Source organism: Romboutsia sp. 1001285H_161024_C4, from assembly GCF_015550185.1.
GTDB lineage: Bacteria > Bacillota > Clostridia > Peptostreptococcales > Peptostreptococcaceae > Romboutsia_C > Romboutsia_C hominis.
On sequence record NZ_JADNAJ010000003.1, the window covers coordinates 70,020 to 83,752 of the forward strand.

11 protein-coding genes and 1 pseudogene are annotated in these 13,733 nt (G+C 26.0%); all 12 read left to right on the top strand.

The annotated features are described in order from the left end of the window. The first annotated feature begins 49 nt into the window (after positions 1-49). The 12 genes and pseudogenes from I1959_RS06925 to pduB all read left to right on the top strand — a co-directional run bounded on the left by I1959_RS06925 (position 50) and on the right by pduB (position 13,721). Entirely contained in the window at positions 50-745 is a 696-nt protein-coding gene (locus I1959_RS06925; protein WP_166505346.1) for a response regulator transcription factor, read from the top strand. Then, the gene (locus tag I1959_RS06930) at positions 735-1,796 is read left to right on the top strand and encodes a sensor histidine kinase (protein ID WP_195237677.1); all 1,062 of its coding nucleotides are present in this window, start codon (positions 735-737) and stop codon (positions 1,794-1,796) included. Before I1959_RS06925 ends, I1959_RS06930 begins: the two co-directional genes overlap by 11 nt. A 171-nt stretch (positions 1,797-1,967) precedes the next feature. Continuing rightward, on the top strand, positions 1,968-2,657 hold the full coding sequence (locus I1959_RS06935; protein WP_092926019.1) for an ABC transporter ATP-binding protein: 690 nt from the start codon (positions 1,968-1,970) through the stop codon (positions 2,655-2,657). After that, a complete protein-coding gene (locus I1959_RS06940) occupies positions 2,644-5,208 on the top strand; it encodes an ABC transporter permease (RefSeq protein WP_092926017.1) in 2,565 nt (854 codons plus the stop codon). Before I1959_RS06935 ends, I1959_RS06940 begins: the two co-directional genes overlap by 14 nt. A gap of 347 nt (positions 5,209-5,555) precedes the next feature. Beyond that, positions 5,556-7,544: an elongation factor G gene (locus I1959_RS06945; RefSeq protein ID WP_195237678.1), complete on the top strand. Its 1,989-nt coding sequence runs from the start codon at positions 5,556-5,558 to the stop codon at positions 7,542-7,544. 160 nt (positions 7,545-7,704) lie between these two features. Continuing rightward, on the top strand, positions 7,705-8,751 hold the full coding sequence (locus I1959_RS06950) for an HD domain-containing phosphohydrolase (protein WP_195237679.1): 1,047 nt from the start codon (positions 7,705-7,707) through the stop codon (positions 8,749-8,751). A 133-nt stretch (positions 8,752-8,884) separates the two neighbouring features. Further along, positions 8,885-9,031, top strand: a pseudogene (locus I1959_RS15875) (GNAT family N-acetyltransferase); the annotation flags it as partial. A 419-nt stretch (positions 9,032-9,450) separates the two neighbouring features. After that, entirely contained in the window at positions 9,451-10,386 is a 936-nt protein-coding gene (locus I1959_RS06960; protein WP_195237681.1) for a PocR ligand-binding domain-containing protein, read from the top strand. A gap of 12 nt (positions 10,387-10,398) precedes the next feature. Beyond that, positions 10,399-11,409, top strand: coding sequence for a phosphotransferase (locus I1959_RS06965; protein ID WP_195237683.1), 1,011 nt, complete (start codon positions 10,399-10,401; stop codon positions 11,407-11,409). 123 nt (positions 11,410-11,532) lie between these two features. Further along, positions 11,533-12,303 carry a hypothetical protein gene (locus I1959_RS06970; protein ID WP_195237685.1) on the top strand — a complete coding sequence of 257 codons (771 nt, stop codon included), beginning with the start codon at positions 11,533-11,535 and terminating at the stop codon, positions 12,301-12,303. 290 nt (positions 12,304-12,593) lie between these two features. Beyond that, complete coding sequence (gene pduA / locus I1959_RS06975; protein ID WP_092926003.1) at positions 12,594-12,872, top strand: propanediol utilization microcompartment protein PduA; 279 nt, start codon at positions 12,594-12,596, stop codon at positions 12,870-12,872. Positions 12,873-12,908: 36 nt separating this feature from the next. Then, complete coding sequence (gene pduB, locus I1959_RS06980; RefSeq protein ID WP_195237686.1) at positions 12,909-13,721, top strand: propanediol utilization microcompartment protein PduB; 813 nt, start codon at positions 12,909-12,911, stop codon at positions 13,719-13,721. The last annotated feature ends 12 nt before the right edge of the window (positions 13,722-13,733 follow it).

Sequence of the window (13,733 nt, forward strand, 5' to 3'; positions counted from 1 at the left end):
TATTTGGTAATATAATAAAATGTATAACTTATAAAGGGGAATAATCAAAATGAGAAATATACTAATAGTAGAAGATGACATTATGTTAAATCATGGAATTTGTTTTAATTTACAAGCAGATGGATTTAATGTAATACCTGCCTACAATCTAAAAGAAGGGGAAAATATTTTTAATAGTAATAATATAGACTTAATAATACTAGATATAAACTTACCAGATGGAAATGGATTTGAATTTTGCAAAAAAATTAGAGAAAATTCTAATGTAGGGATACTATTTTTAACTGCATGTGATATGGAATCAGATATTATAAATGGATTTAAAATAGGAGCTGATGATTATATAACAAAACCATTTAGTATAGACATATTAATGCAAAGGGTAGAGGCTTTGATTAGACGTTGTAGTAATAAAGAAAAATATGAAGATACTTTAGTTGAAGGAGAATTTGAATTTAATTTTGAAAAAATGTTAGTAACTAAAAATAAAGTAAATATTGTGCTATCACCAATAGAATACAAAATACTAAAAAAACTAGTAAAGAGCAAAAGTCAAATAGTTACAAGACAAGCCTTGATAGATTCAATCTGGGATAATGACAAAGAATACATAGAAGAACATGCCCTAACAGTAAATATTAATAGACTAAGAAGTAAAATAGAAGATAAATCATCTAATCATAAATACATAAAAACTGTATATAAAATGGGGTATATGTGGGTTGGTGAAAAGAATGAAAAATAGTAAAAATATTTTTAGTAACTACTATATAAACTTTTCTATTATATATATAATAATATCAATAATAGCACTTCTTTTAATCCGACAACAAACAAAAAGTATTATATATATGTATCCAAACTCTTTTGAGGAAGTTAAAACAATTAACAATATAAGTTTTTGTTTTTTATTTTTATCATTAACAATAGGAATATTATTTATATATATTATAAAATCAAATATTCTTAAATTTAGTAATGATATTATAGATAATATAGATGCTTTTATATTGGGTAAAGAAATAGTTTTAGAAACTAATAAGGATACTTTATTATCTAAAATTCAAAATAAATTTAAATATATGATAGGAATTATAGAAAATAAAAATAAAATATATTTAGAGGAAAAAGATAATATAAAATCCTTAATATCTGATATTTCTCATCAAATAAAAACTCCTATAGCTAATATTTCTATGTATAATGAAACTTTAATAAATAGAGAACTAGATAGAAATAAACAGATAATATTTTTAGAAAACATGCAACATCAAGTTAATAAATTAGATTGGTTAGTCAAGTCACTTATAAAAATGTCTAGACTAGAAAATGGAATAATAACATTAAATATTAAAAAATATAGAATAAGTGATACAATTGCAAGTGCACTTAGTGGAGTATACTTAAAGGCAGAGGAAAAAAATATATCTATAGGTGTAGATATTGATGAAAAGCTAGAACTTTATCATGATAAAAAATGGACTAGTGAGGCAATATTTAATATTGTTGAAAATGCAGTAAAATACACAAAGAATAATGGAAGTATAAATATAAAGCTAAATAAAATGGAGCTATTTACTAAAATAAGTATAATAGATACTGGTATTGGAATTAATGAATCTGAGATAAATAATGTATTTAAACGATTTTATAGAAGTAATGATGTTATTAATACAGAAGGTATTGGGGTTGGACTTTATCTAGCAAGAGAGATTATAAACAAGCAAAGTGGATATATAAAAGTAGAATCTAAAAAGGATGTAGGAACAACCTTTTATGTGTATATGAAAAATTAAAATATATAAAATAAAAACACTGTTATATTAACAGTGTTTTTATTTTATATATCTCAATATTGTTATGATTTATATAAACAATATCACAATACTGTGAGGATTTTTAAAATATTTATATGATAATATTTAAGTAGATAAGATAATAAAAAATCAAAAGGGGATTTTAATTAAATGAAAATATTAGAAAGTAAAAGTTTGAAAAAGTACTATGGAACAGGAGAAAACATAGTAAAAGCATTAGATGGGGTTGATATAAGTATAAATAAAGGAGAATTTGTTGCTATAGTAGGTACGTCGGGAAGTGGTAAAAGTACATTATTACATATGTTAGGAGGACTTGATAGACCTAGTGAAGGAGAAGTGGTAATTGAAAACAATAACATATTTAAAATGAATGATGAGGAACTTACAATATTTAGAAGACGTAATGTTGGATTTGTATTTCAAAACTACAATCTAGTTCCTATACTTAATGTTTATGAAAATATAGTACTACCAATAGAACTTGATGGATGTAGCGTAGATAGTGAATATATAGATGAAATAATAAACACATTAGGACTTAGTAAGAAGGTAGATGCCCTACCTAACAACTTATCAGGTGGACAACAGCAAAGAGTTGCAATTGCAAGAGCACTAGCAACAAAACCATCTATAATACTACTAGATGAGCCAACAGGAAACTTAGATAGTAAAACTGAGCAAGATGTACTAGGACTTTTAAAAGTAACTAGTAATAAATTTAGCCAAACTATAATAATGATAACTCACAATGAACAAATAGCACAAATGGCAGATAGAATTATAAGAATTGAGGATGGAAAAGTTGTAATTAGAGGTGAAAGCCATGCTACAAAATAACAATCAAAAAATTATAAAAAAGATAAGTAAAAGAAGCTTTAAAGTTAATAAAATTAGAAATATTATATCTATTATAGCTATAACATTAGCTACAGTTTTATTTACATCGCTATTTACAGTAGGAGTATCTATGATGGATGCTTTTAATAGTTATATGATGATGGAATATGGAACAAGTTCTCACGTACAGATGCAAGATGTAGATAAAAGTCAGATAGATATAATAAAAAATGATGAAAGTGTAGACCAAAATAGTATAGGTATAATTAAAAATATTGATAGTGCTAAAAATCCAGAGTTTTTAACTCAAACTGTAAATCTAGCAGTTTATGACGGTCAAAGTGTAAAAAATGCTATCAATACAGAGATGATAAAGGGGAGTTTACCAAAGTCTAAAGAAGATATAGTTATGCCAACAGAAGTATTAGATATGTTAAAACTACCTCACAAAATAGGCACTGAAGTAAATATAGATATTCCAGCAGCTAAAGATGGCACTTATACTGGAGAAAATAAAACATATAAATTTAAATTAAGTGGATATTTTACATACAAAACAGCAACAGCTATACCACTTCATGATATATATATAAGTGATGATTTTTACAATGAATATAAAAAAGATAATGAAATAGGTCCTTTATGTATAACTTTTAATTTTAAAAATGATAAAAACTTAGAAAAACAAATTGAAGGTTTAATTAATGAAATTAAGCCATATTCAGGGAAATATAGTGTAAATCCAGCATTTTTAGATAATCAAGTAACAAATACTAGTGAATTTATAAGAAATGCTCTTCCAGTAATTTTATTAGTAATTGTAATACTTACAAGTGGTTATCTTTTAATATATAATATATTCTATATATCAGTAGTAAAAGACATAAAACACTATGGACTTCTTAAAACTATAGGAACATCACCAAAACAATTAAAAAAATTAATAATAAATCAAGCTAATAGATTATCATTAATAGCAATACCAATAGGACTATTTTTAGGAGTTATAATAGGAAAGATATTACTTCCTATGGCTATGAAATTTACTACTATATCAAGTTTAAAATCAATAGATTCAAGCAATCCTGCTATATTTATAGGTGCTATTATATTCTCATATATAACAGTAAGAATATCTTGTATGAAACCTGCAAAACTTGCAAGTAGTGTATCTGAAGTAGATGCTACAAGATATAGTGATAGAGATAGTAATATAAAACGTAAAGCAAAAAAAGGTAAGAGTGGTTCTAAAATTCATAAAATGGCACTTTCAAATATGTTTAGAAATAAGAAAAAAGCATTATTAGTTTTAACGTCTATGTCTTTAAGTTGTATGATATTTTTAAGTGTATCAACTATAATAAGTAGTTCAGACCCTAAAAGAGCAGCAGAAGGTATGATGTTAGGTGATATAGAAATACAACATGGAGAAGCACAAAACTCAAGGATACATGAAAATATCATACCAATAGATGAAGAATTTATAAAAGATGTTAAAAATTTAGATGGGGTAAAAAGTGTAGAGAAAATATATAAAGATTATTTAGGGCTTGTAGCCTATGAAGGAGCAATAAAAGAAGAATTACTAAGCCAACCAATAAATGAAGATCATGTAAAAAGATTTTGGCAAGGGTATGATTATAGAGAAATTGCAGCTACTAACAAAAGTGTAACATTAGATATAAGCGGAGTGTCTTCAGGGAAAATAATTAAAGAAATGATAGCAAATAATATGTTAGATTATTATAGTGATGGAAACATAATAGAAGGAAAGTTAGATATAGAAAAGTTTAACAAAGGTGGATATATAATAATTAGAGGACATGAAAATAGCAAAATAAAAGTAGGAGATAAGATTAAGTTAAAATACCTTAAAGGAAATACTATAGAAGAAGGATATACAGAGAATGAATTTGAGGTAATGGCAATAATTGGTGCAGGAGAAAACTTCAACATGGATGTATATGTAAATGAAGATGACTATAAAAAAATAGTACCAAAATCATATGTACAAAATGTAGTAGTTAATGTAGATGAAAACGTAGATGAAGTTGAAAAAAATATAGAAAAATTAAATGAAAAGTACTCTAATCCATATACTCATATTTCTTCAAAAAGAACATATATAGAAGAAGCTAAAGAAAATCAAGTTACAATAACTATTATAGGAATGAGTGGAGTGTTTATAATAGGATTAATTGGATTTTTAAATTTTATAAATACTATGGTAACGAATATAATGTCAAGAAATCAAGAATTTGCAATGCTAGAAGCAGTAGGAATGACTAAAAAACAGCTTAAAAAGATGTTAGCACTAGAAGGTATGTATTATGGAGTTATAATAACCTTTGTAAATCTTACTTTAGGTAGTTTATCTACTTTTCTAGGATTTAATATTATGAAGCTTAGATATTCTGTATATACCTATCCAATAGAAGCTTTAGCAATGTGTATAGTGTTAGTACTTTTAGTAAGTGTAACTGTTCCCTTAATTGTTTACAAAATAACTTCTAAAGAAAGTATAGTAGAAAGAATTAGGGTAAGTGAATAATATTTATATGAAAATGGAGAGAATATTATATTCTCTCCATCAAATTGATTTTTATTAGAATTTTAAAAATTATAAATTTTACTAAATTATGATATAAAAGAGCGATAATATAAAATTTATTGCTCTTTTTAATATTTATAAAAACATAGACTTACTTATGTATATTTAATTGATTAAATCAGTATGAGAAAAGCAATTAGAATTATATCAAAAGCGTAAATCTATTAAAAAATATGACTAATACTACAAAACTACTAAATATGATAAAATATAAATTATAAAATTAAAAAACATAATGTTATTATAATTAAGGATAATATTGATATTTATATAAATAGGAGAGACATATGAATAAGACAATAGGGGTATTAGCTCATGTTGATGCTGGTAAAACTACATTTTGTGAACAAGTACTATATCATACAAATGCAATTAGAAATAGAGGCAGAGTAGATAATAAGGATACATTTTTAGATAATCATAACATAGAGAAGCAAAGAGGTATAACAATATTTTCAGAACAAGGAATGTTTAATTACAACAATTCTAAATATTACTTAATAGATACACCAGGACATATAGATTTTTCACCAGATATGGAAAGGTCTATATCTATAATGGACTACGCAGTTATAATAATAAGTGGAGTAGATAAAATACAATCACATACAAAAACAGTATTTAGACTACTTAATAAATACAAAGTTCCTATAATATTTTTTGTAAATAAAATGGATAGAGAAAGCTCTAATTTAAACTTAGTGATAAAAGATATACAAAATAGCTTAACTAAAGATGCTATAGATATAACTAATACTAATATAACTAATACTTTAAGTGAAGAGCTTATAGAATTTATTGCTGAAAGAGATGATGAATTATTTGAAAAATATTTAAATGATGACTATGACTACAATCTTTGGATTAAAAATTTCAAAGAAATGATAAAGGAATCAAAAATATATCCACTATTAAGTGGGTCAGCTCTTAATGATATAGGAATAGATAATTTCCTAGAAAAGCTAGATTTTTTAACATATACAAATTACAAGTTAGAAGAAAAATTTATAGGTAAAGTATATAAGATAAAACATGATGACAATAAAAATAAATTAACTTATATAAAAGCACTACAAGGAAGTATTAAAGTGAAAAATGAAGTTTTATATAAAGTTAATGAAGAAATAATAACTGAAAAGATAAATAACATAAGAAAATACAATTCTAACAAATTTGAAGCTGTAAATGAGGCTAATTGTGGAGAATTATTTGTTGTAAGCGGTTTAAATAATACTGTAGCAGGAGATTTCATAATGGAACATGGTTTTGAAAAAGACGAAATAGAGAAAATTTATAATATAAAAACCAAATATGAAATGACTCCAACATTAAAATCAAAGGTTATATTTGATGGTCTATTAAACATAAAAGAAGTATTAAGTGTTTTTGAGATGTTAAATAAAGAAGAACCTGCATTAAATGTTTTATGGGATGAAAATCTTAAAGAAATACACATACATGTAATGGGAAAAATTCAATTAGAAATCTTAAAAGAAGTAATAAAAGAAAGATTTAACTTAGATGTAGACTTTGGAAAATGTGAAATACTATACAAAGAAAGTATATTAAACAGTACTATAGGATATGGTCACTTTGAGCCACTTGGTCATTATGCAGAAGTTCATTTGCTAGTAGAACCAAATACTAGAAATTTAGGTATCACTTTTAATAGCAAAGCACATGTAGATGATTTAGCCATAGGTCATCAAAATTTAGTTAAAACTCATATATTTGAAAAAGAGCATAGAGGAATATTAGGTGGATACCCATTAGTTGATTTAAATATAACTTTGCTTACTGGTAGAGCACATAAAAAGCATACTAGTGGTGGAGATTTTAGACAAGCTACTTTAAGAGCATTAAGACAAGGATTAGAAAAAGTTGAAAATGTATTACTTGAGCCATACTATAAGTTTAAAATTGAGACAAACTTAGATTATATGGGAAGAATCATATCAGATATTCAAAAAATGAATGGAGAATTTGAAACGCCGATTATCAATGAAAATTTAGTAACCATAGAAGGTAGAGGGCCTGTTGCTACTTTTATGGATTATAGCTTAGGGTTATCTGCTTTTAGTAAGGGAAGTTCAAGTGTTAGCTTCATATTTGATGGATATGATAGGTGTCATAATTCTGACTATGTCTTAGAACACAGGTCTTATGATAAAAATAGTGATAATGAATATACATCAAACTCTATATTTTGTTCAAAGGGACAAGGTTATGTTGTAAAAGGAAGTGAGGCTAAGCTTCACATGCATTGTATAAAATAATGAATAATAGTAAATAACATTTAAGGTTAACTATTATTAAGAAATATATTAGTTTTATTTTTAATATTTTACGATAGAAAAAATTTAAATTGAAATATTAGAAAGGCTAATGAATGATAGTATAATATAAAGGAATATAAAAGATTAAAAGGGAGAACTTATGAAAAATAAGCATATATTGATCGTAGATAATAGCGTAACAAATTTAAAAAGAGCAGAACAAATTTTAAAACCACATTGCAAAGTTAGCTTACTTACATCTGGTATACAGACTTTAAGGTTTCTAACTAAAAACAAACCAGACTTAATATTTTTAGATATAAATATGACAGATATGGATGTGTATGAAACCTTAGAAAAGATAAAATCTAATAAAGATTTAGTTGATATACCAGTAATATTTCTAACCTCACAAGTAGATATAGAAAGTGAATTAAAAGGCATTGAAAAAGGAGCTATAGACTTTATTAGAAAGCCATTTGTTCCTCAAATTATGATAAGTCGTATAAAGATGCATCTAGAATTATATGACTATAGGATAGATTTAGAAAAAAAAGTAATAGAAAAAACCGAGATGATAGAACATCTCCAAGATGTTATGATGATATCCATCGCAGAGCTTGTTGAGTGTAGGGACGAAAATACTGGGGGTCATGTTAAAAGAACTGCAAAGTATGTAGAAATACTAACTAAAGCTTTGGTAGAAAGAAATATATATAGTGATATATTAAGCAAAGATTATGTAAAGGATATGATACGTTCAGCTCCACTTCATGATGTAGGTAAAATAGGTATAAATGATAAAACTTTACTTAAAAATGGTTATTTAGATGAAAAAGAGTTTGAGTTTATGAAAACTCACAGTAAACTTGGAGGAGAGACTATTCAAAGGATGATAAATCAAACTGATGGAGAAAGTTTTTTATATATAGCGAAGGATATGGCGCAATCTCATCATGAAAAGTGGAATGGAACAGGTTATCCAGATGGATTAAAGGAAGAAGAAATACCACTTAGCGCTAGAGTAATGGCAATAGCAGATGTTTATGATGCGCTAACAACAAAGAGACCTTATAAAGAAGCTTTTACACATGACAAAGCAGTTGAAATTATATTAGATGGTAAGGGGATAGCTTTTGATCCTGTTATAACTGAAGTATTTGAAGAAATAAATTCTGAGTTTGAGTTAGCAAGACAGATTTTATAGTAAAATTTGATCACGATGAAGTGGTTGAATTTTTCAAAAAATGTGTAGAAGATAGATATGACTTTTTAATTATTTCACCTGATGGAAGAATTATTGGTGAAAGTATAATAGAAGTGCCAATTATCGAATTGGGATATTTCATTCTGATGAATGTGGAAAAGGCATAGGGTCTTGGGTTATAAAAAAGACAAGAGATTTTGCATTTGAAAAATTAAATCTTCATCGCTTAGAACTAGATGTTTATTCGTTTAATCATCGTGCCGAAAAAGCATATTTAGCTGCTGGATTTAAAAGAGAAGGTGTATTGAGAGATGCAGTTTGGAATGGCAAGGAATATGCGGATGATATTTTGATGGCAATCCTAGAAGATGAATGGAAACAAATAAAGGCTATTATATAAATTATAATTTACCTAATTATAAATATATATTTATATGAATAATTTTATATGTACTAAGAATTAAGTTGAGTAATAGTATAAAGACTATTGCTCTATTTTATTGTACAATAAGACATTTATTTTGGATATTGTTATAAAGGTATTATAAGAACAGTTATAATAATTTAGAAATACATTTAACTTGTTTGCTAAAAAAATAAAATGTATTTTATGACAGGATTTAACAAATATAAGTAGAAATATATATAATTAAATAATATAAATTATAAATTAGGAATAATAATTTAAGGAGGAGTTTAATGGAGAAGTTTTTTGAACTAGAAGAGTATGCTCAAATTGAAGTTCTCCAAAATATCCAAGATAGCTTTGCAAATTCACTTGGTATGGGAGCGATTATAGTAGACTATAAAGGTGAACCTATAACGAAAGAAAGTAATTTCACTAAGTTTTGTACATATATAAGAAATAATGATGAATTAAAAGGAAAGTGTTATAAATGTGATGCATATGGAGGGGTACAATCAGCTATTACAAAAAAGCCACATATATACAAGTGTCATGCAGGATTAGTAGATTTTGCTATACCTATAATGGCAAAAAATACATATATAGGAGCAATATTAGGAGGTCAAGTAAGATTAAAAGAAGATTTAAAAGAAGAAAACAATGTTTTAAAGGATAAATATAATGAAGAATTATCTAAATACTATAAAGATGTAAAGATAAAGACTTATGAAGAAGTCAAATATGCAGCAGATCTTATGTACCAAATATCAAATTATATTATAAATAAAGATATAGTCAAAATAAATTCTGATTTTAATAACAGTAAAGTCGAAATAGATAGAGCTACTAATATTGAGTTAATAAAAGAATATAATTTAGAGGGCGAACAATATTCTGAAGAAATACACAAAGCACTAAATTATATTCATTCAAACATAAAAAAAAATATTACACTAGAGGAGGTAGCAAATCATATAAATCTAAGTCCAAATTATCTGAGTAAGACTTTTAAAAAGGATATTGGTATAAACTTTATAACCTATATAACAAATAAAAAAATAGAATTAGCAAAAGAAATGTTAAAAGATACAGATACACCTATTCTAAATATATCTATAGATTTATCTTTTAATAAACCTAACTATTTTAGTAAAGTTTTTAAAAAAATAGTAGGTTTAACACCTAGTGAGTATAGGAGCACATTACAGAATGATCAAATAGATACCTAAGGGAGGAATTTTTTGAGTGTATTAAAAAAAGAATCAATAAAAGATCTTCTAAGTAAGGATTATTTAATGCAAATACTACCTGGTTTACGAGATATAAAGTTAGAAAATATAAAAACAAACGGTTTATCAGGAGCTAAAATATATAAAATTACATTATTTTCTAGGCAAGATAAAAAAAGCCTATATCTAAAAATAAATAATTTAAAGGAAGATTGGCTAGCAAAAGTAAATAAAGATGAAGGCAGAGAATTAGCTATATTTAAAGATGATATATATTCAAAATTAGAAGAGTTTATAAATGACATTTATTTAGGTTATTACATAGGGGATAATAGCTATGCAATACTTATGAATGATATGTCTGTATACAAAAAAACAAATAACTCAGAGAAAGAGTGTCTTTACTATTTAAATAACTTAGCGAAATTCCACTCTAAATTTAAAGAACATGACATAACAAATTATAAGGAGTTATTAAATGTAGATGAATATTGTAATTTTTTAACAAAGACTAAAGTAAGTGAAGTTGAGGAGTTTAAAGAAAATTATCAAAAAGGAGAAATAATATTAAAAGATATTTTAGGAGAAAATTTATTTAATAAATATGATGAAATAAAGGAAATAGATAGTATATTTTCTTATTATCCTAAAACCTTTTTGCATGGAGATTATAGACCAGATAATACACTTTACATAAATCAAAATGATATAAGAATTATAGACTGGGCTAATAGTGGATGTGAACCTTGTACATTAGATGTATTTTGGTATCTTATGACATCTGTAAATGTTAAATTTGATAAAACTATACTACTAAATTATTATAAAATGAATTTAGAAAATTATATTGGATATAAATTAACTAGAAGAACATGGGACACTTTATTGAAAGTTGGAATTTTAGCTTCCTGCAAAATGTATTTAGTATCACTATTAGCTAATTCAAATTTAGAAGATAAATATGAGTATTTAAATATATATTATTGGATAGAGAATCTTAAAAGTGTATTAATAGACTTATAGATATAGTAGAGTACAATTGGTAGGAAAAGTAACCTTTATGAAAGTTGAAATAAATGTGGATACATGAAATATAAAACAATTTAATTAAGAAATAATAAACTAAATAAAAAGTGGGAAATAGATGTGATAAAAGATTTACATGTTAAAATAATAGGACTTACAACTATATTTAGTTTACTTATTACAGGATGCACTAGCACAATAGAAAATAAAGAAATCTTAAAAAATACATACTTTGAAGTTGTAAAAAGTGAACAAAATAGTAATGAAATAAAAGCTGTGGATTTAGAAGAAAGGCTTAAGGATAAAACAGTAGATATTTCAGATGGAATTGTATATTTAACTGGTGAAAATGGAGAACAAAAAGATTATTCAACTAAAATTTATACATTCAAAGAAGGTAATAAATCTCTTAGTGTTTCTTATTTAGATAATGATAAAAAAGAAAATTTAGAAGATATAAAATTTGCTTCATATATTATAACTAAGGAAGATAAAGAAGAAACTTATGTAGAAGTTTATTATCAAGACATATTAGAAGCAAATGGAATATTAAGTTTTCAGATGTATCCAGAAAGCGTACAAGAACAAAAGGAATTAGTAAACTTACTAAATGAAAATAAAAGTAGTTTGTATGAAGCATATTATAAAGTAGCAGAAAGTATAGAGGAAGATAGTTCTCTAGAGTTAGGAAAAATAATAGATGATAAGTTAAAAAAAATAGATGGATTTGTTAGTAATGATAATGAAAATTTAGTATCTTATTCTTTAAATAAGGATGGTTTAAATTTAAATTTAGTATTTGACGAAAAGATAAATAAGGCTGAAAGTGTAATAATTGAAGATATTGAATCTAATAATATATCTTTAAGTTATTATAAAAATATGGAATAGGGTATACAACTTTATAAGAGGAATAAAGATTTGAAAGAACAAGAAGAAATAATAGATAAATTATTAGAATATAAAAAATAGTAAGGATAATTCCTTACTATTTTTTTGTATTAATATTAAATTAAAAATGTAAAGAAAAATATAGTACAAAAAATTATCCTATTAAGATAAAATTTATCATAAAAATATTTAAAAAGTCTTAAAATTTGTACTATTTAAATAAAATATTTCCATAAAAGTATACTAGAATTTAAATAAGAACAAGAATAATTTTTGGAGGTACTCCCATTATGCAAAAAGAAGCTTTAGGAATGGTTGAAACAAAAGGACTAGTAGGGGCAATAGAAGCTGCTGATGCTATGGTAAAATCAGCAAATGTACAACTAGTAGGATATGAAAAAATAGGTTCAGGGTTAGTAACAGTAATGGTAAGAGGAGATGTAGGAGCTGTTAAAGCATCTGTAGATGCAGGAGCAGTAGCAGCAGAGAAAGTTGGAGAAGTTGTATCAGTTCATGTAATACCAAGACCACATACAGATGTTGAAAAGATATTACCAAGCAATAACTAATATTAAATAAGAATTTAGGTTAAGGGGGAAATTTTCATGAAAGAAGATTTAATGTCAAAAATAATGGATGAAGTAATGAAGAAAATGGGAGAAACTCCAAAGTTAGAAGTTAAAGAAGAAACAGTAGAAGAAGCTAAATATGAAGAGCCTAATAGCTGTAGCTTAACAGAGTTTGTAGGAACAGCAATAGGAAACACTATAGGTCTTGTTATAGCTAATGTAGATTATAACTTACACGAGTTAATGAATATAGATAAAAAATATAGATCAATAGGGATAGTTGGTGGAAGAACAGGGGCTGGACCTCATATATTTGCAGCAGATGAGGCTGTAAAGGCAACTAATAGTGAAATATTGTTAATAGAGCTTCCTAGAGATACAGAAGGTGGAGCAGGACATGGTTCTTTAATAATATTTGGTGCAGAAGATGTATCAGATGCTAGAAGAGCTGTTGAAGTTACATTAAATGAATTAGAAAGAACTTTTGGTGATGTTTATGGAAGTAGCGCAGGACATTTAGAATTCCAATACACAGCAAGGGCTAGCTATGCTCTTAATAAAGCGTTTGGAGCACCTATTGGAAAATCTTTTGGGATAACAGTTGGAGCACCAGCTGCTATTGGAGTATTACTTGCAGATACTGCTGTAAAAGCCGCTAATGTTGATGTTGTAGGATATTCAACTCCAGGAAATGGTGGAACTAGTTACTCAAACGAAGTAATTCTTACATTCTCAGGAGATTCAGGAGCTGTTAGACAGTCTATAATAGCAGCAAGGGAAGTAGGAAAGCAATTATTATTAACTTTAAGTAATGAAGAATTAAAGTCATCAACAATACCATACATATAAGATTTTAAATAA